The organism is Sphingopyxis sp. EG6 (genome assembly GCF_003609815.1).
GTDB lineage: Bacteria > Pseudomonadota > Alphaproteobacteria > Sphingomonadales > Sphingomonadaceae > Sphingopyxis.
This window is the reverse complement of sequence record NZ_AP017603.1, coordinates 2,038,632-2,057,413: the sequence shown is the minus strand read 5'-3', so window position 1 is coordinate 2,057,413 and position 18,782 is coordinate 2,038,632. Positions and strand designations below refer to the sequence as shown.

The 18,782-nt window shown below is 58.2% G+C and carries 21 protein-coding genes and 3 pseudogenes; 11 read left to right on the top strand and 13 right to left on the bottom strand.

Going from position 1 to position 18,782, the window contains the following annotated elements:
* Positions 1–13 precede the first annotated feature (13 nt).
* Positions 14–256: a MerR family DNA-binding protein gene (locus SPYCW_RS10110; RefSeq protein WP_232014929.1), complete on the bottom strand. Its 243-nt coding sequence runs from the start codon at positions 254–256 to the stop codon at positions 14–16.
* Positions 257–466: 210 nt separating this feature from the next.
* On the opposite strand from SPYCW_RS10110, the pseudogene SPYCW_RS10105 reads away from it, so the two are divergent.
* Positions 467–889 (top strand): annotated as a pseudogene (locus tag SPYCW_RS10105) (TCP-1/cpn60 chaperonin family protein); the annotation flags it as partial.
* Positions 890–959: 70 nt separating this feature from the next.
* Here SPYCW_RS10105 and SPYCW_RS10100 read toward each other — a convergent pair.
* The 7 genes from SPYCW_RS10100 to SPYCW_RS10070 all read right to left on the bottom strand — a co-directional run bounded on the left by SPYCW_RS10100 (position 960) and on the right by SPYCW_RS10070 (position 5,769).
* Positions 960–1,472: a phosphate-starvation-inducible PsiE family protein gene (locus SPYCW_RS10100; RefSeq protein ID WP_269461321.1), complete on the bottom strand. Its 513-nt coding sequence runs from the start codon at positions 1,470–1,472 to the stop codon at positions 960–962.
* Complete coding sequence (locus SPYCW_RS10095; RefSeq protein ID WP_120216662.1) at positions 1,469–2,419, bottom strand: mechanosensitive ion channel family protein; 951 nt, start codon at positions 2,417–2,419, stop codon at positions 1,469–1,471. The genes SPYCW_RS10100 and SPYCW_RS10095 overlap by 4 nt, the downstream gene beginning before the upstream one ends.
* A gap of 12 nt (positions 2,420–2,431) precedes the next feature.
* Positions 2,432–2,899 carry an NADH dehydrogenase ubiquinone Fe-S protein 4 gene (locus SPYCW_RS10090; protein WP_172595471.1) on the bottom strand — a complete coding sequence of 156 codons (468 nt, stop codon included), beginning with the start codon at positions 2,897–2,899 and terminating at the stop codon, positions 2,432–2,434.
* A 109-nt stretch (positions 2,900–3,008) separates the two neighbouring features.
* Complete coding sequence (locus SPYCW_RS10085; protein ID WP_232014666.1) at positions 3,009–3,662, bottom strand: hypothetical protein; 654 nt, start codon at positions 3,660–3,662, stop codon at positions 3,009–3,011.
* A gap of 77 nt (positions 3,663–3,739) precedes the next feature.
* The gene (locus SPYCW_RS10080; protein WP_269461348.1) at positions 3,740–4,282 is read right to left on the bottom strand and encodes an HdeD family acid-resistance protein; all 543 of its coding nucleotides are present in this window, start codon (positions 4,280–4,282) and stop codon (positions 3,740–3,742) included.
* Positions 4,283–4,458: 176 nt separating this feature from the next.
* The gene (locus SPYCW_RS10075; RefSeq protein ID WP_120216659.1) at positions 4,459–5,376 is read right to left on the bottom strand and encodes a YfdX family protein; all 918 of its coding nucleotides are present in this window, start codon (positions 5,374–5,376) and stop codon (positions 4,459–4,461) included.
* Positions 5,377–5,430: 54 nt separating this feature from the next.
* On the bottom strand, positions 5,431–5,769 hold the full coding sequence (locus SPYCW_RS10070; protein WP_041383568.1) for a DUF5335 domain-containing protein: 339 nt from the start codon (positions 5,767–5,769) through the stop codon (positions 5,431–5,433).
* Between the two features lie 335 nt (positions 5,770–6,104).
* On the opposite strand from SPYCW_RS10070, the gene tnpA reads away from it, so the two are divergent.
* The 7 genes from tnpA to SPYCW_RS10035 all read left to right on the top strand — a co-directional run bounded on the left by tnpA (position 6,105) and on the right by SPYCW_RS10035 (position 14,120).
* Positions 6,105–6,524: an IS200/IS605 family transposase gene (gene tnpA, locus SPYCW_RS10065; protein ID WP_120216658.1), complete on the top strand. Its 420-nt coding sequence runs from the start codon at positions 6,105–6,107 to the stop codon at positions 6,522–6,524.
* A 140-nt stretch (positions 6,525–6,664) separates the two neighbouring features.
* Positions 6,665–9,247 (top strand): ATP-dependent chaperone ClpB, encoded by a 2,583-nt coding sequence (clpB, locus tag SPYCW_RS10060; RefSeq protein ID WP_120216657.1) that lies wholly within the window; start codon positions 6,665–6,667, stop codon positions 9,245–9,247.
* Between the two features lie 44 nt (positions 9,248–9,291).
* Positions 9,292–9,732: a thioredoxin TrxC gene (trxC, locus tag SPYCW_RS10055; protein WP_120216656.1), complete on the top strand. Its 441-nt coding sequence runs from the start codon at positions 9,292–9,294 to the stop codon at positions 9,730–9,732.
* 42 nt (positions 9,733–9,774) lie between these two features.
* Positions 9,775–10,707, top strand: a complete 933-nt coding sequence (locus SPYCW_RS10050) for a DnaJ C-terminal domain-containing protein (RefSeq protein WP_120216655.1) — start codon at positions 9,775–9,777, stop codon at positions 10,705–10,707.
* Positions 10,708–10,812: 105 nt separating this feature from the next.
* Positions 10,813–11,574 carry a sensor histidine kinase gene (locus tag SPYCW_RS10045; RefSeq protein WP_120216654.1) on the top strand — a complete coding sequence of 254 codons (762 nt, stop codon included), beginning with the start codon at positions 10,813–10,815 and terminating at the stop codon, positions 11,572–11,574.
* A gap of 60 nt (positions 11,575–11,634) precedes the next feature.
* Complete coding sequence (dnaK, locus tag SPYCW_RS10040; RefSeq protein ID WP_120216653.1) at positions 11,635–13,566, top strand: molecular chaperone DnaK; 1,932 nt, start codon at positions 11,635–11,637, stop codon at positions 13,564–13,566.
* Positions 13,567–13,583: 17 nt separating this feature from the next.
* Positions 13,584–14,120: a nucleotide exchange factor GrpE gene (locus tag SPYCW_RS10035; RefSeq protein WP_120106763.1), complete on the top strand. Its 537-nt coding sequence runs from the start codon at positions 13,584–13,586 to the stop codon at positions 14,118–14,120.
* A 407-nt stretch (positions 14,121–14,527) separates the two neighbouring features.
* On the opposite strand, the gene SPYCW_RS10030 is transcribed toward SPYCW_RS10035, so the two are convergent.
* Both SPYCW_RS10030 and SPYCW_RS19295 read right to left on the bottom strand, forming a co-directional pair.
* On the bottom strand, positions 14,528–15,340 hold the full coding sequence (locus tag SPYCW_RS10030; protein WP_232014665.1) for an IS110 family transposase: 813 nt from the start codon (positions 15,338–15,340) through the stop codon (positions 14,528–14,530).
* Positions 15,341–15,425: 85 nt separating this feature from the next.
* Positions 15,426–15,560 (bottom strand): annotated as a pseudogene (locus tag SPYCW_RS19295) (transposase); the annotation flags it as partial.
* Positions 15,561–15,784: 224 nt separating this feature from the next.
* Here SPYCW_RS19295 and SPYCW_RS19535 point away from each other — a divergent pair.
* The gene (locus tag SPYCW_RS19535; protein ID WP_165859607.1) at positions 15,785–15,952 is read left to right on the top strand and encodes a helix-turn-helix domain-containing protein; all 168 of its coding nucleotides are present in this window, start codon (positions 15,785–15,787) and stop codon (positions 15,950–15,952) included.
* An 88-nt stretch (positions 15,953–16,040) separates the two neighbouring features.
* On the opposite strand, the gene SPYCW_RS10015 is transcribed toward SPYCW_RS19535, so the two are convergent.
* From SPYCW_RS10015 to SPYCW_RS10005, 3 genes and pseudogenes are all read right to left on the bottom strand, one after another.
* On the bottom strand, positions 16,041–16,508 hold the full coding sequence (locus SPYCW_RS10015; protein WP_120106760.1) for a Dps family protein: 468 nt from the start codon (positions 16,506–16,508) through the stop codon (positions 16,041–16,043).
* A 295-nt stretch (positions 16,509–16,803) separates the two neighbouring features.
* Positions 16,804–17,400, bottom strand: coding sequence for a Crp/Fnr family transcriptional regulator (locus SPYCW_RS10010; protein ID WP_172595470.1), 597 nt, complete (start codon positions 17,398–17,400; stop codon positions 16,804–16,806).
* Positions 17,397–17,747: pseudogene (locus SPYCW_RS10005) on the bottom strand (transposase); the annotation flags it as partial. The gene SPYCW_RS10010 and the pseudogene SPYCW_RS10005, both read right to left, overlap by 4 nt.
* A gap of 6 nt (positions 17,748–17,753) precedes the next feature.
* Between SPYCW_RS10005 and SPYCW_RS10000 the strand changes: the two are divergent.
* Positions 17,754–18,173: a YfdX family protein gene (locus SPYCW_RS10000; RefSeq protein WP_172595469.1), complete on the top strand. Its 420-nt coding sequence runs from the start codon at positions 17,754–17,756 to the stop codon at positions 18,171–18,173.
* 174 nt (positions 18,174–18,347) lie between these two features.
* Positions 18,348–18,773, top strand: a complete 426-nt coding sequence (locus SPYCW_RS09995; RefSeq protein WP_120216650.1) for an Hsp20/alpha crystallin family protein — start codon at positions 18,348–18,350, stop codon at positions 18,771–18,773.
* The last annotated feature ends 9 nt before the right edge of the window (positions 18,774–18,782 follow it).

Here is an 18,782-nt window from a genome sequence, read left to right as displayed (position 1 = left end):
TGCGATCAGATTTTCAAGAGGCTGATTGAGTTTGGACCCTAAGGTCATCGAGCTTGGCGCGGACATTCGAAAGGTGCTGCGCAGCGATGGCTTGGACCCGGTCGCAATTCTCGTCAGGTCGCGGCGCGAGATCGAGCAGGGCCTGAACCTCTTCGAGCGAAAAGCCCAACTCGCGTGCGCGCCTCACGAATCGGAGGCACTCGACGTCCTCCGACCCGTAGTCGCGGTAGGCACCCTTGCGTGCCGGCGAGCTGATAACGCCAATGCTTTCGTAAAAACCGGATTGTCTCGATGTTGCATCCGGTGCGTTTCGCTACCTCGCCAATTTTCACATCCAGCCTCTTCAGTCTGTAGTTGCTACAGACTGAAGATAGGTGCGCGAATCGAGGTATGCAAAAGGACGAGTGATGCGCAGCTTCGGCACATGGTGGAACGGTTTGGCGACCGGCGGCGGCATTGCTGCCGCATTCGGGGCCGCCGTGCGGCGGTCGAGGAAGGCATTCTGCCGGGCGGCGGTATCGCACTGCTCCGGGCGCTCAAGTCGCTCGAGGGCCTCAAGGCCGCCAATGACGACCAGCAGTCCAGTATCGACATCGTGCGTCGCGCCCTGCGCGCCCCGGCTCGCCAGATTGCCGACAACGCGGGCGAGGACGGTGCCTATATCGTCGGCAAGCTGCTCGAAGGCGACGACTACAACCATGGCTTCAACGCCGCGACCGGCGAATATGAAGACCTGGTGAAGTCGGGCGTGATCGATCCGGCGAAGGTGGTGCGCACTGCGCTGCAGATTGCGGCTTCGGTTGCCTGGCTGCTGATCACCACCGAGACGCTGGTTCCCGAACTGCCGATAGAAGACACGCCCGCTCCGATGCCGGCGATGGACTCCTAAGGCTGCCATTTCTCTTGGAAGCCGGTCTTTTTTGGTCTGTAACCGCGCTGGCTTCGGCTTCAGAAAGGCCCTATTCCTGTAGCTGCTCAAGCCGCTCATGCCTATCCTGATCGCGAACAAGCCAGAATACCGCACCGAGTGCCAGCACAGCTCCTGAAAGCGCGGCGACTTTCGCGGCGCTCGTGTCTGCCAAATCGAGGATGATGAACTTGCGCACAATTGCCAGCAGCGCAATCAGGATTATCGTGCGCACCTGCAGGATACCGAAACCCCTCTCGGCAGCTACGAGCAATGAACGCTTGAACTCAAGCGCAATCACAACAGTAAAAATCATTCCGAAGACAGTCTGGAAAGTGGCAAAATCGAGCGGATCGAGAGCGCCCAAGACAAGGCTTGTGACAACTTCGCGCAGCAATGACCAAACCGCCGCAATCACGACGATTGCGATTATTCCGCTGAGAACGATGACAATCGCGTCCTCGAATTTCTCGTAGAGAGACATCGCAGACCATTCTGCATGTGTCATTTTGCGCAATCTCAGAAAATTCGCGAGCATTGGTTTATCCTTGCGGTCGTCTTTCAAGCAGTCTTCACCCCGGGCTCAATTTGTCCAAGCAGGATATTCAGCGGAGGGGCAGGGCCATCTTTCGGGAGCCCCGGATACAGGGTGACGTGCGGGAATGGTATTTCGATGCCAGTCTCGTCGAATGCCTGCTTGATCCTGCGGAAGAACTCCCTCCGCACTTCCCATTGCGCTCCAGGCGTCACCTTGAGGCGCAGTCGCAATGTGACGGCACTGTCACCGAGCGCTTCCACACCGACAATCTCGGGCTCATCAATGATGCGGTCTGTAAAGGCCCGATCCTGAGCCATCTGCGAGGCAACGCTGTGCATAATGTCCAACGCCTCGTCAGTCTTTTCGCGATAGGCGATACCGACATCGATCACCGACCTGGAATATTCCATGGTCATGTTCACGACATTGGTAATGTTCCCGCATGGCACGAAAATCACGTTGCCATAGTAATCGCGCAGGCGAACGCTCCGCAGCGTAATTTCTTCTACCACGCCGATATGGCCACCGATCTCGACTATGTCATCGACGCGCAGCTGCCCTTCAAGCAGAATGATAAATCCGGAAAAATAGTCTTTCACCAGGCTCTGCGCGGCAAAACCTGCTGCAATTCCGGCCACTCCCGCAGCAGTCAGCAAAGGCGCTATGGATACGCCCATGATCGAGAGCAAGGTCACCCCGGCAACTGACCATATCACGATGCGCCCGAATATCAGACCAGTCCTGTATGCAGTTGCAACCCTCCTTAAAGAATCTGGATCACTTCGTTTGCTTGTCATCTTCTGTTCTATGCGCCGCATCAGGCGCGAAAGCAGAGCTGCCGCCAACGAAGCGAGACACACCACCAGCACGATCCGCACTGCGTCTTCAAGCAGGGATGAGGAAACGGAGAGAGCTCGCAATTCGAATGCGTCGATTACATTTGACACCTTATACTCGCTTATTTTCGACTGCATCGACCTTTCGGCCTAGCCAATTGTTGCGCCCGTAAATGCTGGCGGATCGGAGGCGGGAAAGCTTTCGAGCAGCGCTTCATCAACGGGGTCGAACTCCTTTTCAGGCTCAGCCCGCTCGCCAGCCTCCGCGCCTCGATACAGCCGGTGACGAGAGATCTCTTTGCCCTCTCCAGACCATCGTATCGGCCAGTTTCCGGGCGCCTCAAAGCCACGATAGAGCTCGTCGATCTTCGGTTCGTAATGGTGCAACGCAGAGGTTTGGTTGACCCTGTAATTCCAACCCTGCCTTTCGGCAAAGCCGATAGCGCTGTCGCGGTCAGGAAACCGAATGCGAATATGGCGATATGGATCATCATTGGTAATCCAGCCCGTGAAGACGTCGCGGCCCAATGGTCTTCTCGCCTCGAACTCGAGGTACCACGGTTGCGGGCGGTGCCCGCCCTGAAGCGTGGAGCGCGGTTCCTGGTAGATCTTTGCCATCGGAACATCGGCCAAAATAGTATTCGTGCCGGGCTGCTTCGATAGGCGCGGGGGGCGATTATGGCCTCTGTGCATGTTCAAGTCCTTTACGCTTTATCGTCGCTGCCCGTTACGCTTCGTCCAGATCATCGAGCCGTTCCATCTGCCGAGAGTTCCGACGGATCAGTTCCTGTGCGGTGTCATTCTTGGCGCTCCCGATCTCGTCAAGCATGTCGCAACGCATGCCGAGGGTCAGCTCGGCGACGGCATGCATAACCTCTTCTGCGTCGGCATTGGTCAGGTTTCCGTCGTTCAGTCCGCGCAACAGCCTGTCGAGCACCGACTGGAAGGACTTGATAACCTCTGGACTAGCGATCACTGCCAGCTTGCGTCCAATCACCCGCAATTCATCGATAAGAGCCGGGTCGGGGTCGCGTTTTGCGGCGATGTCTGCGACTTTTTCGATCGCCGCCATGTAAACCGAGTTCTTCTGGTCGAACAGATGGACGCGGGCCTCTTTGCTGAGTTCGAGTTCGGTCTGGCGGTTCAGCAGCATCGCGGTGAGAAAGATCGTCGCGACAGCGCCAAGGAAGACAAGGATAGTTTCCTGCACGAACGGAAATCTGGACGCGCCGACATAGAGCTCATGGTAGAGCGCATATCCAAAGTCCAATGCGGCAAGGATGCCAGCGAGCCATACGATCTCACGAATGCGCGGCCATTTTACCTCCATCGCCCCCCTTGCCGTCAGATGCTTGCCGACCCGCTCCGAATCTAGTGCCACGCCGAGGCGATACTTCGGGACAGGCTCATGTGATTGATCCTGATGCCAGAAACCGCTTTATGATGCTGCCAAGCCACCTAGCTCGCCGACTGCGTCCGTGAATCATCCCCCTTCGATGCGCGCCGCAAGCGAAAGCCAAGGAGCAGCATGACAGTTCCGAACATCGCGGCGTAGAACGCGAGGACCCAGCCCAAGGCAAGGAATGTCTCGACGGGAGAAGTTAAAAGCATCCAGATTACGAAGCCGGCCAGCGCAAGGGACAACAGACCCCCTAACCCCAGCCAGAACTCGCCCTTGATTTCCTTGCGCAGCCGAATGGCGGTCACGACCTGGGCGATGCCCGAGGCAGACGACCAGAATGCGATCATCCACCAAAAGAACAGCGAAAGCACGAAACTGGCCATCATCGGAGTAATCAGCACAACAATACCAGTACCGATGCCGACCACGCCGTTGAATGCCAGCCAACCCCACTTCTCACCCGCGCGGATGTTGCGAAAAGCCGCGATAAGCGAGAATATTCCGTCTACCATCGAGAAGGCACCGAAGATGATTGTCAGCCCGAGCAAGGCGCTGGCAGGCATCAGTACCGCGAGCACAGCAAGGATCAGCGCAAGCACACCGCGCAAAACGAATGTCCACCAGTTTCCTGCTAGACTACAGACCGGGAGAGGGATTCTATGTGCCAGTGTTGCCATATCGATAGCCCCATACTTTGAGATCGGAATTCAACGAAGACAATATTTCTGACGGCACGCTGCCTTCATTGCATAACGCACCGCCAGAATTATAGCTCTCAATTCTTTGTCGGCTGTACTGCTTCGCGAGCCTTACCGAAAAGCCCCTTGATGCGTTCGAATAAGCGAGTTGCAGCGTTGCCCCCGCCAGTCTCTCGCTCAAGTTCTTTGATCGCGTCCTGCAGATCGTCAAGATCCTTCTTGGTTGCGTAACCGAGCGCTTGCGCCATCTCGATTTGGTCACGGGCCTTTTGCAGTTCCGCAGCGATTGCCTGGTTGTCTTCTTGCGTGCGGTTCTTTTTTGCCGCAACGACGCGCGCGGCCTCGACGCTCGCCTCGGCACGGACGATCGGCAACGGAATTACGGTTTCGGTCACGACAATGGTGCTCAGGGCGTTTAGCAAGACGAGCTTGGCCTCCTGAGGCTTCTGTTCGTCCAGCAGTGCGGCCGCGCGTTTGATGGCATCAGGATAGGTACCCAGCGGAAGGTTGCTGGTCCTGATAACCATCTCGCTTGCGAGGCCTTCCATAAGCCGCCTCGCTTCCTGCAAACGTCCCTCATCAGTCAGATCCTCGATCCGGTCGGAGAGCGCCTTGACATCGCCTGGCGTTGCAAGAACATCATGTTCGATGACCGAATTGGCCACCGGAGCAAGTGCCAGGTTGGGTTCGCGCGCCAGGATGATCTCAAGTTTGCCCGTGGCCCTGGCCAGAGCGTCGATCGCCTCTTGATTATTGCCCGCGTCAATGGCGCTGATAGCCGCCTGCGATTCATCGAGAGCGGAAACCGCTTCCTTCAGCAGAGTTCCGAGTTGCACCTGATCCTCGGCCGTGGCGCCGCCCGCAGCCTGATCCGTATCGGTTGCGCTAGCCGAAGCTTCCTGTCCGTCCGCCGCCTCCTCGGCATTATCGGAACAGGCCGTAGCCGCAAGCAATGCGATGGCGGCAACGCCATGGGCAAGATTTCTGAATGTCATGGCGGAACTCCCTCTTTGATGGTTGGACTACAAGTTGGCTTATAGAAGTGAAGCTTACTCGGCAGGCGGGGGTGGCAACTTAAGCGGCTCCCGGAATGATGTGAGATGCCGCACACCTTCCTTGTCCACAATAAGGACTGCCTCGATATTATCGTCGTAGCCTTTGGTCTGGATATCGACCGGGTGCGGGATCAGGTGAGCAAGCCCCTCAAGGGCGATGACCACGACATCGTCTTTGTGATCATAGGTGATACCGAGGATTGGAAGAAATTCGGCCTCGATCTGATCGCCCAAATCAAGCGATTGGACCTCGATTTCGGCGCGCAGGCCAAGCAACCGCTTGCTAATGCGATCGCACAATTCTGCCCACTCGTTTTTGGCAATTTGCTCCATCACCACCTCCATCAAAGTTTCGAACGGGTGAAATCGCTGACTGCGCCTCCGTTCGTAAACTCGCGAGAGCCGCATTTCAATGCCGTTTCCGCTATCCTCGCCGACTTGACAGTCATCTGGCGATACGAGCGTACCATAGGAAGCAGATCGGCCCGCCCACTGATCTATGTCAGGACGAGAATGGCTTTTCTATTTAGAGTCCTCTGACTGGGAGGAACCCCTCCGACTTCAGTCGGATACTGGCTTCAGCCTTCGACTCGCTCGATAGCAGGTATCCTCGGGGAAGTGAGACTTCACGCCCTCCAGGCGGTCTCACTTCCCCGAGGATACCTGCTATGGGCTACCGGAGCGGCTGTCACACGACATTTCACCATCGCTACCATCTGGTCTGGGCGCCGAAGTATCGGTTCAAAGTGCTCCATGGCGAAGTGCGGCTCCGGGTGCGCGAGATCATCCGTCAGGTCTGCGACGAGATGGGCGTGACGATCATCAATGGCGCCCTGTCGCGCGACCACGTCCATATCTTCGTCGAAATCCCGCCGCACGTTTCGGTCAGCGACTTCGTCCGCCGCGCAAAAGGGCGCTCTTCCCGCAAAATCCAGCAGGAGTTCGAACACATCCGCAAGCGCTATTGGGGACAACGCTTCTGGCAGAGGGGCTACTTCTCGACCACGTCCGGCAACATCACCGACGACATCATCATGCGATATCTCGATCGACATACCCACAAGGATGGCTTCAGCCCCGCCGCTTGATCCTACCGGCGTCAGCCGGTCAGTCATTCAGAGGCTGGCGTCGTTGCGGTTGATATGTGAGCAGACGGGAATTCGATTTCCTGCTAGTACCTACTCAAAGTCTCATTTGAAATTGTAATTACGCTTGGAGACCCTTTGCGATGAACCTCGAGAAATTCACCGACCGGGCCAAGGGCTTTCTACAGAGCGCCCAGACAGTTGCCGTCCGCATGAGCCATCAGCGCATCACGCCAGTCCATATTCTCAAGGCATTGCTTGAAGATGAGGAGGGCATGGCCGCGCAGCTCATCCAGCGAGCAGGCGGTAGCCCCCCTGCCGCCATTGGCGAGGTTGAAAAGGCATTGCATAAATTCCCGGCGGTTTCCGGCTCCGGAGCGCAGACGCCGCCCGCCCTAGACAATGATTCGGCTCGCCTGCTCGATCAGGCCGAACAGCTGGCAAAGAAGGCCGGCGACAGCTTCGTTCCTGTACAGCGCATATTGCAGGCCATGGCCCTTTCCGACAGCACCGACGCAGGCAAGGCTTTGCAGGCTGCCGGCGTGAATGCGAAGTCGCTCGAGGCGGTGATTCAGGAAGTGACCGGCGGTCGCACCGCAGATAGCGCAAGCGCAGAAGAGAGCTACGATGCGCTCAAGAAATACGCCCGCGACCTGACCCAAGCGGCGCGCGACGGCAAGCTCGACCCGGTGATCGGCCGCGACGAGGAGATTCGTCGCACAATCCAGATTCTGGCCCGCAGGACCAAGAACAATCCCGTTCTTATCGGTGATCCCGGCGTGGGCAAGACCGCGATCGCCGAGGGGCTGGCGCTGCGCATCGCCAATGGCGATGTGCCCGACAGCCTCAAGGGCCGCACGCTAATGGCGCTCGACATGGGCGCGCTGATTGCTGGTGCGAAATATCGCGGCGAATTCGAGGAACGCTTGAAGGCCGTGATCGACGAGGTGAAAAATTCCGATGGGCAGATCATCCTGTTCATCGACGAGATGCACACGCTGATTGGAGCGGGCGCGAGCGAGGGCAGCATGGATGCCTCGAACCTCCTGAAGCCTGCGCTGTCGCGCGGCGAGTTGCACGTGATCGGCGCGACTACGCTCGACGAATACCAGAAATATGTCGAGAAGGATGCCGCACTCCAGAGGCGCTTCCAGCCGGTCTATATCGACGAGCCGAGCGTAGAGGACACGATATCCATCCTGCGTGGTCTGAAGGAAAAATACGAACTGCACCACGGGGTAAACATTACCGACAGTGCGATCGTGGCCGCTGCGCAGCTATCCGATCGCTATATCCAGAACCGCTTCCTCCCCGACAAGGCGATCGACCTGATGGACGAGGCGGCGAGTCGCATCCGCATGGAAGTAGAAAGCAAACCCGAAGAGATCGAAAACCTCGACCGCCGCATTATCCAGCTCAAGATCGAGGAAAGCGCGCTTGCTAAGGAAAGCGACGAGGCGAGCAAGGACCGGCTCGCCACCTTGCGCAAAGAATTGGCCGAGCTCGAGCAGAAATCGAGCGAGCTGACCACGCGCTGGCAGAACGAACGCGACAAGATTCAGGCTGAGGCAAAGATCAAGGAACAGCTCGACCTGGCCCGGCTCGAATTGGAGCAGGCGCAGCGCGCGGGCGACCTGCAAAAGGCGGGCGAGCTGTCCTATGGCACGATACCGAGCCTCGAAAAGCAGCTTGAAGAGGCACGTGGTGCAAATAAGACCGCGTTATTGCGCGAGGAAGTGACCGAGGAGGACATCGCCTCTGTTGTCAGCCGCTGGACAGGCGTGCCGGTGGACAAGATGATGGAGGGCGAGCGCGAGAAGCTGCTCAAGATGGAAGAGTTTCTCGGTCGTCGCGTGATCGGCCAGCAGCAGGCGGTACAGGCTGTCTCCAAGGCCGTGCGCCGAGCACGCGCTGGCTTGCAGGATCCGCACAGGCCATTGGGCAGCTTCCTGTTCCTTGGCCCCACGGGCGTTGGCAAAACCGAGCTGACCAAGGCGCTGGCCGAGTTCATGTTCGACGACGAGCGCGCCATGGTGCGCATCGACATGAGCGAATTCATGGAAAAGCACGCGGTCGCTAGACTGATCGGCGCGCCTCCGGGTTATGTTGGGTACGAGGAAGGCGGCGTGCTTACCGAGGCGGTGCGGCGCCGACCATACCAGGTCGTGCTGTTCGACGAAGTCGAGAAGGCGCATCAGGACGTGTTCAACGTTCTGTTGCAGGTACTCGACGACGGTCGCCTGACCGACGGGCAGGGCCGGGTGGTAGACTTCTCGAACACGCTGATCATCTTGACCAGCAACCTCGGCAGCCAGTTCCTCTCCAACCTCACCGACGATCAGAAGGTGGAAGATGTCGAGCCGCAGGTGATGGACGTGGTGCGCAGCCACTTCCGCCCCGAGTTCCTCAACAGGCTTGATGAGATCATACTGTTCCATCGCCTGAGCCAGGAACACATGGCACCGATCGTCGATATCCAGGTCAAGCGCGTCCAGAAGCTGCTGAAAGACCGGAAGATCACGCTCGACCTCACCGAAGGCGCGCGCAACTGGCTCGGTCGGGTGGGTTACGACCCCGTATATGGCGCCAGACCGCTCAAGCGAGCGGTACAGCGATATCTGCAGGATCCGCTGGCGGAAAAGCTGCTGGCCGGCGAAATCCCTGACGGTTCGACCGTCAATGTCGACGAGGGCGAAGAAGGTCTCGTTTTCGTCATTCCATCCTAGATCTGAGCAGCGCGAGCGCACGACAAGCAAGGGAAGGGCGGCGAATGGAAGCCGACAAGATCAAGGTAGTTTGCCCACATTGTGAAGCGGTCAACGCTATCCCGCCTGATCGGCCAGCTCAGGCCGCAAAATGCGGCAAATGCCACAAGGCGCTGTTCAATGGTTCGCCCGTCGACTTGCTGGGCCAGAGGTTCGATCGCCATATCACACGATCCGACATACCTGTCGTTGTGGATTTCTGGGCGACGTGGTGCGGTCCCTGCCGCGCCATGGCTCCATCATTTGCCCAGGTCACGATTGCAATCGAACCGCGCGCCAGGTTCGCAAAGGTCGATATCGACAAGGCTCCCGAACTTGCCGCCCGGTACGGCGTGCAGGGCGTCCCCGCCTTGTTAATATTCAAGAATGGACGGCTGGTCGATCAACGATCCGGTGCCTTACCCCCCTCAGCGCTTCGCCAATGGGTGGAGGCACATATTGGCTGACCCGCATTACCCCCCGCATCCCAATTTCAGGTGATTTAGTTAATGGCAGATCCTTATACGATACTCGGCGTATCGCGCACTGCAGATCAGTCTGCAATCAAGAATGCCTATCGCAAACTCGCCAAAGAGCTTCATCCTGATCGCAACAAGGACAAGCCAGATGCGGCGGCCCGGTTCGCGGAAGTCACGCAAGCATACGATCTTTTGAGCGATGTCGAGCAACGCGCGCGATACGACCGCGGCGAAATCGACGAGCACGGCAACCCGCGCGCACCTTACGGTTTCGAAGATTTCCAGGGCCATGGGCCGTTCTCGGGCGGAGGACCGTTTCGATCGGCGCAGGATGGAGCGACATCCTTTCATTTCTCTGGCGATTCGGAGGAATTGGGGGACATCTTCGCCGATCTCTTTGGGCGGGGTCGCGGGGCTGGCGGGCGCGAATATCGCCCGCGAGGAAGCGATGTGCTCTATGCGGTAAATGTCCCGTTCGAAAATATCGCCACTGCAAAACCATTCGCAATCAACCTCGATGGCGGCGAGCAAATCGAGGTCAAGATCCCTCCGGGAACCCAGAGTGGGGATCGCCTGCGCGTTGCGGGCAAAGGGCGGCCCGGACCGGGAGGGCGCGGTGACGCGATTCTTGAACTGACCGTCACGCTCCACCCTTTCTTCCGACAGGATGAGGACGACATTCGCCTCGACCTGCCAATCCGGTGGGACGAGGCCGTACTCGGCGCAAAGGTGCGCGTACCCACGATCGATGGTCCGATCATGCTAACAGTGCCGAAGGGATCCACCTCGGGCAGAGTTCTGCGCATCAAGGGTAAAGGAATGGCCCGTCGCCAAGGTGGGCGCGGCAATCAACTGGTGCGGTTGATGGTTGACCTTCCGCAGAACGATAAAAGCCTGGAAGCGTGGGCCAAGGAATGGCGAGAAAAGAATGAATACAATCCCCGCTCGAAGCTGGGTGTCTAATGCGATCACATCGGGACAGGCAAGGCTGATCCGAAACGCCTGATCTGGATCAGTGGATTTGCCTGAGAAGCGACTAGAGGTACATTTTGGCACAGGAGGCCGGTCATGAAGCGTCAATTCCAAAGTAGCTTTCGGGACATGATGCCAGCAGGAACGTCGTCAGTGACCCCTCTGCCATCGACGGAAGACCTGACAAGCATGCTTGCCGTGCTGGCTGCGGGCCTTGAAACGTTGGAATTCGCCGATGAGCAGGAGGCGATCAAGCTTCGTCGCAAGATGCGTATGGCGCTCCTCAATTCGGCCAGATTAGTAAGCAAATGGTCTGTTCCAGCTGCTAATTCGCCGCTTCAGGAATTGGTCGATGTGCCAGAATTGATCAAGCATTTGATGGACCAGATCCAGTCAGGGATTCCAGTGGAAGTGGAGTTTGAAAAGATACTTGAAACGGGTTTGTGGCCGGTTCGGGTTGCCCCTGCCTCTTTCGCCAGCGCCTTATCGGCCCTGCTTGAAAATGCATTCCTGGCTGCCGGAGGAAATGGTGGGAAAGTATCTTTGCGCTTGAGGAATCGCCCGGCGATTGACGCTCTGCCCGAGCGAATTGAAATTGAAGTTGCCGACAATGGCCCTGGGCTCAGCCGCGATACCATCGCGCTGGCATTCGAGCCGTTCTATTCAAATTGGGGAGGCGATCACCGAATGGGACTCGGTCTCACTCATGCGCAGCGGTTCGCTCAGAGATCCGGGGGCAACATTTGTCTGATGCCTCGATCACCCCGTGGGGTCCGCGCAGTCTTGTGGCTGCCGCGCGCATACGACCATTTTGCCAGCCGGTCCCGCCAGAGCGCTGACGTGATCCTTCTGCGTTAGGGGAACGGCGAACCCACGTCTGAACACATCTTAATCTATTGTTTTCTGGAGCTCCAAACCATGGCTAAAGTTATCGGTATCGACCTCGGAACAACCAACAGCTGCGTTGCCGTTATGGAAGGCGGCAAGCCCAAAGTGATCGAGAATTCGGAAGGTGCGCGCACCACGCCGTCTATCGTCGCCTTCACCAAGGATGGCGAACGCCTGATCGGCCAGCCCGCCAAGCGCCAGGCCGTGACCAACCCGGATAACACCTTGTTCGCGATCAAGCGCCTGATCGGTCGGCGGTTTGACGATCCGACCACCAAGAAAGACATGGAGCTTGTTCCATACAAGATTGTCGAGGGGCCCAACGGCGATGCATGGGTTGAAGCGGGCGGCGAGAAGTACAGCCCTTCCCAGGTTTCCGCTTTCATCCTGCAAAAGATGAAGGAAACCGCCGAAGAGTACCTAGGGGACAAAGTCGAGAAGGCGGTAATAACAGTCCCGGCCTACTTCAATGATGCCCAGCGCCAGGCGACCAAGGATGCCGGCAAAATCGCCGGTCTCGAAGTCGAGCGCATTATTAACGAGCCGACTGCTGCGGCGCTCGCCTATGGACTCGATAAGGACGAAGGCAAGACTATTGCTGTTTACGACCTCGGCGGCGGTACGTTTGACGTATCGATCCTCGAAATCGGTGATGGCGTATTCGAGGTGAAGTCGACCAATGGCGATACCTTCCTCGGCGGCGAAGACTTCGACAGCGCGGTGGTGGAATATCTCGCCGATTCCTTCAAGAAGAAGGAAAATATGGACCTCAGAACCGACAAGCTCGCCCTGCAGCGCCTCAAGGAAGCGGCGGAAAAGGCCAAGATAGAGCTGTCAAGCGCAGCACAGACCGAGATCAACCTTCCCTTTATTACTGCGCGCATGGAAGGCGGCACCACGACGCCGCTGCACCTGGTCCAGACAGTCACCCGCTCCGACCTCGAAAAACTGGTTGACGGCCTGATCAAGCGGACGCTCGAACCCTGCAAGAAGGCCATGGCTGACGCTGGGATCGACAAAGGGGCGATAGACGAAGTGATCCTGGTAGGCGGCATGACGAGAATGCCCAAGGTACGCGAAGTGGTCGAGGATTTCTTTGGCAAGAAGCCGCACACTGGCGTTAACCCCGACGAGGTTGTCGCCATGGGTGCCGCCATCCAGGCGGGTGTCTTGCAGGGCGACGTCGAGGATGTTCTCCTGCTCGACGTGACCCCGCTGTCGCTCGGTATCGAGACGCTGGGCGGCGTATTCACCCGCATGATCGATCGCAACACCACGATCCCGACCAAGAAAACCCAGACCTACTCCACCGCGGATGACAACCAGCAAGCCGTGACCATCCGCGTGTTCCAGGGTGAGCGTGAAATGGCGGCGGACAACAAGCTGCTCGGCCAGTTCGATCTCGTCGGCATCCCGCCAGCGCCGCGCGGCGCGCCGCAGATCGAAGTCACTTTCGACATTGACGCCAACGGCATCGTCAACGTTTCGGCCAAGGACAAGGGCACCGGCAAGGAACAGCAGATCCGTATCCAGGCATCGGGCGGTCTCAGCGAAGCCGACATCGACCAGATGGTGCGTGATGCCGAGAAGTTCGCCGAGGAAGACAAGAAGCGGCGTGAAGCCGCCGAGGCTCGCAACCAGGCCGACAGCCTGGTCCATGCGACCGAAAAGCAGCTCGAAGAGCATGGCGACAAGATTGATGCCGACACCAAGGCAGCCGTCGAAACTGCGATCGCCGAAACCAAGACGGCGCTTGAAGGCGACGATCACGATGCGATCAACGCGAAGGCTCAGGCCCTCACCGACGCTGCCATGAAGATGGGTCAGCAGATCTACGAGAAGGAGCAGGCCTCTGCCGCCGGCTCTGCCGATGCCGGTAGAGCTGCCGGTTCGGAAGCTTCGGATGATGAAGAAGTCGTCGACGCCGAATTCTCCGAGGTCGATGACGACAAGAAAGACTAAGTACGGGGGTACAGGCCGTGTCGGACAATGCAAAGAATGGCGAGAACGAGGACGGATCGCCCTCGGCAGTTGGTAAAAGCGTGGAGTCGGAGGTCCTGCCGGAACCGGAAGAAGGGGACGCGTTACAGGATCGATTGCTTCGTGCACTGGCGGAAGCTGAGAATGCGCGAAAGCGCGCAGAAAAAGCGGGAACCGAAGGTCGACAGGCCGGGATGGCGCAACTGCTATCCGAACTCGCACCAGCGCTCGACAATCTCGACCTTGCCTTGGAGGCCTTGGCGGGTTCACACGAGATCGAGCCATCGTTGATCAAGGGGCTGGAGGCGACGCGGCGAGCAATCAACGATGCCTTGCTCAAGGCCGGGGTAAAAATACTGCGTCCTTCGATTGGCGAAGATCCTGATCCCCACGTGCATGAAATTATCGGCACCGTGCCGACTCCGGGATCCAATACAGGCCAGATCGTGAGCGTCGCGCAGTCAGGTTACATGATTGGGCCCAGACTGGTTCGCGCCGCGAGAGTCATTGTTTCACGAGAAGTGGATGCTTCCTGACGTGACATGACCAGCCTCTTTCGGCGCGGAACCAGTGGCCAAGCGAAGATGCCTGGAGACGGACCGCGCTATAACGGCGAGCTGATAGCGAAGACATGGTCGATACCAGAATCTCCTGCACTAAGATTGAAAGTGACATATCGCACACTAGGGTCCATATCTGTAATTTGCGGTCGCTTGGCGGTTGTCCCTTGAGGGTTTCAAGGATCTATTATCCGCACTCGCCGATGCGAGGATCGGTGGTGCTTTATCGGGTCTCACAAGGCCGGACGTTGCATTGACTCGAAGCGGGCTTGGTGGCCCATCTGTCGACCTTCGCAGATCGTCCGTCCCTGCGTTCCCTCGCGGGACACCGCCATCGGGTCAGCTCGAGAGCATCACCACTGGCATCGGGATGCTACCTCAACTCAGGCCTCGAACAAGGTCCCGTCACGCAGCATGGCGTGCATGATGACAGCGAGGCGGCGGGCTAGCGCAACTCGGGCCTTTCGCAGCCCGCGCCGCTTTGCGATCTTGAGCGCCCAGCTTTTCAGCGCAAAGCTCTGGCGTGTGCGCGTCAAGATCGAGTTGGCCGCTTCGTAGAGGAGCTTGCGGACCGTCCCGTCGCCTTGTTTGGTAATGCGTCCTGTCCAGTCGAGCTCTCCCGATTGGTGTCGGCGTGGAACCAGGCCAAAGTACGCGCCAGCCGTTCGCGATCGCTTGAACCGGCTGGCATCATCAACAGCGGCGGCGAACGCAGCGGAGGTCTGCACACCCACGCCAGGGATGCTCATCAGGGCCTGGCTGGCCGGAGAAGCCAGGCTGATCGCTTTGAGCTGGCGATCCATCTGCCCGATCTCCTCCACGAGGCGCTCGCGGGCCCGAAGGAGCGACGCCACCGCTTCGCAGAGGCCGGGGACAGAAGCAGCCACTCGCATTCGCGCGAGGAACCGCTCGCCCTGGCCCGCGCCGAGCCTGATCCCGAAGGTGGCGCAGAGGCTGCGGATCGTGTTGTCGAGCCGGACGCGTGCTTCGACCAGATGGCCGCGGGCGGTGATGACCGAACGCACTCCGTGCGCGGCCGGCGACTTGACATGCACGTCCTTGTAGAAGCCGGTACGCGCCAGCTGAGCAAGCCCGGCCGCATCGTGCAGATCGGTCTTGTTGGCCTTCATCGCCTTCAAGCTCTGATGCGCCTGACGCGCGTCGATGCAGACGATGGCAACGCCCAACTCGCGCAAGCCCAGCGCGATCCACGGGCTCAAAGTCGGCGAACAGCATGTCCAAGGCGCCGGCCTGGGTCAGCCGTTCGCGGAACAGCCGGATGGTGTTGGCGTCGGGCGTCGGCGCGCCGAGGTCGAAGCCCAAAAAGCGCAGCCAGCTCAGCCGGTCGCGGATCAGATACTCCATACGCCCGTCGGCCACGTTGTTTTGCGCCGCCAGCACCAGCACCTTGAGCATCGTCACCGGATCGTAGGGCGGCCGCCCGCCCTTCGCCCCGTCCGAATAGGCCAGCGACACGTCCAGCACCGGCCGGAACGCCTCGAAATCGACAACCCTCGCCAGCACTTCAAGCGGATCGCCATGCGCCGAAAGCCACTTCAGATGCTCCGATAACCCGAACAATCCCGCCTGCCGCATCGCCCGATCCCTTCAGGCAAGAGTGAATCAGATTAGGTCTGGATTTGCGAGGGGTCTTTGGAGGTGCCCATCTTGGTCTCACGAGTGAAACGGTTACCCGTACGCTGACGTTCCTGCAGGGCGAAGGCATGATTTTGGTCGATGGAAAGCAAATTACTTTCTTAGAACTCGACAAACTCGAAATGCTTGCTGCGCAGATCTACTCGACCTAAGAAACAGCCTGATCGAATTGCCTGAGTCTCTTCGGCCTTATCGTGGCGCAGCCGGCAAGCCCGGTGAGCGCAGATGTAATTGCCCAGATCAACCCGCCAAAGTTGCTCGCAGCATCCATGCAACCTTTTCATGGACCGCAATTCGTGAGACCAGCAGATCTGAAGTCGCCTGATCCCCGATTTCCTCGGCATCAGGAACAACGCATCTCGCAGTGCGGGCCGCCAACTGATTGCCTTTCATTAGCAGGGACACCATTTCCATCGCTTCAGGTGGTGAATCGGGCACATCCGGCAATGATGTCAGTTGCGCAAACTGTTTATACGAACCGGGGGCGAAAGAACCGAGAGTAAGGAGCCTCTCGGCAATCAGATCCACTGCAAGCCAAAGTTCATTATACTGCACCATAAACATTTGATGCAAACTATTAAAGTGTGGACCCGTCACGTTCCAGTGAAAATTGTGGGTTGTAAGATATAGCGTGTAAGTATCTGCCAGAAATTTTTTCAGGCCATCAACGACCACAATCCTTTTGGGATCATCGAGATTGGAATCCATAACATACCTCATTGACATTACTTCACCCTCACCAGCTCGTTTGGACGAGCGCCCGAATGGCCGTTCCAAAGACCTTGAGCCTCGGTTGTCCCGACCGGCACATCACCCACTTGACGACCCTGGCCGACCGCTGCTCAAGATCCGGGTCTGGTTTTCCTGTTAGCCTCACTCATATGCAAGCCGCACTGAGATATATCAGGGACGGCGGGGATGATGGCAATATTATTTCTCCTCCAGCAAGCCGACTCGCCGATTTCAGATTGGCGATGGATGAGGAGGTCCGATGCTTTCGCAGTCACAGAAGCAGTCGCTCAACCTCCGCGTGCTTTCTCTGGTAGCCGGAAAACCGCACTAAGGCTTGCCGGTCTATGATCTCCAGCGTGTTTCCCGGTATTGTTGCCAAGCCGAGTTTGCTCAGTTCACTTGTCGACCTACTGACATGCGTAGGCGAAATCCCGAGATTGTCGGAGAGGTCGCCGCGTTGAAGAGGGAAGTGACACCACCGCTGGTTCTGCCCACCCAGTGCGCCAGCCCGATCAAATATTTCCAGCAAAAAATGACCAAGGCGGCTTGCCGAGGAGGTCTTCGCATCGAGCGTCATCTGGCGATCGGCGCGATTTTGATCCTGCAAAAGGGAATTGACCAGTCCTCGTGCGAGACCTGGCTGGTGGGCGAAGAGTTCGCCGACTGCGACACCGCCAAGAACACACAGCGAAACGCGGGTCAGGCTGGAAACGCCTTCGTTTTGCAGTCCGAGCAGTAAGCTTTGCAATCCGATTATGCTCCCAGGAAGCAGGACTTCGACAATCTGTCGCTCGCCGCAGGTTGTCAGGCGATACCGGAGTGCCCATCCACTCAGTGTCTGATTCGAAATTATCGGTTGAGATTTCATGATCTTGCGCTGCGGCGGGTAAAGATCTGGATCGAGGCGATGAAGATCCATGCGGTTGCGGAGGCGATGGTCTGCTCGAAGTCCTTGGCGAGGCGTCGGTTCCTGTTCAGCCATGCGAGCGTTCGCTCAACCACCCAGCGCCGCGGGAGCACCTCGAAGCATTTCACCGCATCGGACCTCTTGATGATTTCGATGGTCCACTTGCCGAAGCGGCGCAGGGCTTGCTTGAACTTGTCCCCGGCATAGCCGCCATCGGCGAACACATGGCGCAGCCAGGGGAAGCGTTTGATGATTTCGGCGAGTACCAACGGCGCGCCATCGCGGTCCTGGATGTCGGCGGCATGGATCACGGCGTGAACGAGATTGCCATGATCGCGGATGTTGACAGCCTGCGTGCAGCACAGCGAAGTACGACGCTGGCCTTGATTGACGGAGACACGCAGACTGCCCGCACTCTGCTCTCCAATTTCGCTGACCAGACCGCAGTCCGGATGGGAAATCTGCCTATGGCGACTTATCCGACCGCGATCAGGCGGGCAGCCGCGCTGATCGAAGCGGGTCAGCTCGATGAAGCAAAGACCGATCTAGAGCAAACCTTGAGTACTGTCGTTGTCACCGAGACGGTCTTTCCGTATCCGGTGATCAATGCCGTGGTCCCACTCGCGCTGCGGAAGAACTGGCAGCGAAAGCGCGCAAGTCCGACGAGGGTCGCGCCGCTCTGGCTATCGCACTGGAGGCATCTCGCATGTCTCTTCAGCGCGCGGCGGTTTTAGGGTACTGTCGCCCGCCACGGGGCGCGGTTTTGAAACCAGATTCGCACGATCGAATTGGCAACCATTGCTGGCGGCAAAGCAGAACGCGAATTTGCAGAACTCCTCCGCCAGGTACGCGGAGCATCTACCAGACAGACGCGTTCGCGCTGACAGTCGTTGTCCAAGAGGAGAAGAATGATGGTTTATCCAGCAAGAATCTATAGGGCCGATCCTTTCGAAATATTGAGAAAGGGGTTGTCGGGATTGCCAACCGCAAGGGTAAGTAGTGCCGCCGCCTTTCCCAAGCTGAACATCTGGCGGACAGGGCAAGGTGCGGCAATCGTCGCCGAAATGCCTGGCATTAATCCCCAAAAGGTCGACATCACCGTCAAGGAGAATTTGCTTTCGATTTCAGGCGAACGCGCACAGCCCGATTGCGGCAATGATGCGCGTTGGATGAGGCGTGAAAGGAGTTACGGCCAGTTCACTCGAGCCGTGACGCTGCCTTTCCGGATCGATCCGGAAAACGTCAAAGCGCGCTATTCGAACGGCATCCTTTTTATCGCTGCTGGCCTGTCCGACGCCGACAAGCCGCGCAAGATCGCGATCAAGGCAGGTTAGGAACTGAAC

What these genes read in the sequence shown, in the direction of transcription:
- SPYCW_RS10095 (WP_120216662.1), bottom strand. Translation starts at nt 2,419, where the DNA reads ATGCAGTCGAAAATAAGCGAGTATAAGGTGTCAAATGTAATCGACGCA.
- SPYCW_RS10090 (WP_172595471.1), bottom strand. Translation starts at nt 2,899, where the DNA reads ATGGCAAAGATCTACCAGGAACCGCGCTCCACGCTTCAGGGCGGGCAC.
- SPYCW_RS10075 (WP_120216659.1), bottom strand. Translation starts at nt 5,376, where the DNA reads ATGACATTCAGAAATCTTGCCCATGGCGTTGCCGCCATCGCATTGCTT.
- SPYCW_RS10070 (WP_041383568.1), bottom strand. Translation starts at nt 5,769, where the DNA reads ATGGAGCAAATTGCCAAAAACGAGTGGGCAGAATTGTGCGATCGCATT.
- tnpA (WP_120216658.1), top strand. Translation starts at nt 6,105, where the DNA reads ATGGGCTACCGGAGCGGCTGTCACACGACATTTCACCATCGCTACCAT.
- clpB (WP_120216657.1), top strand. Translation starts at nt 6,665, where the DNA reads ATGAACCTCGAGAAATTCACCGACCGGGCCAAGGGCTTTCTACAGAGC.
- trxC (WP_120216656.1), top strand. Translation starts at nt 9,292, where the DNA reads ATGGAAGCCGACAAGATCAAGGTAGTTTGCCCACATTGTGAAGCGGTC.
- SPYCW_RS10050 (WP_120216655.1), top strand. Translation starts at nt 9,775, where the DNA reads ATGGCAGATCCTTATACGATACTCGGCGTATCGCGCACTGCAGATCAG.
- SPYCW_RS10045 (WP_120216654.1), top strand. Translation starts at nt 10,813, where the DNA reads ATGAAGCGTCAATTCCAAAGTAGCTTTCGGGACATGATGCCAGCAGGA.
- dnaK (WP_120216653.1), top strand. Translation starts at nt 11,635, where the DNA reads ATGGCTAAAGTTATCGGTATCGACCTCGGAACAACCAACAGCTGCGTT.
- SPYCW_RS10015 (WP_120106760.1), bottom strand. Translation starts at nt 16,508, where the DNA reads ATGGATTCCAATCTCGATGATCCCAAAAGGATTGTGGTCGTTGATGGC.
- SPYCW_RS10010 (WP_172595470.1), bottom strand. Translation starts at nt 17,400, where the DNA reads ATGAAATCTCAACCGATAATTTCGAATCAGACACTGAGTGGATGGGCA.
- SPYCW_RS09995 (WP_120216650.1), top strand. Translation starts at nt 18,348, where the DNA reads ATGATGGTTTATCCAGCAAGAATCTATAGGGCCGATCCTTTCGAAATA.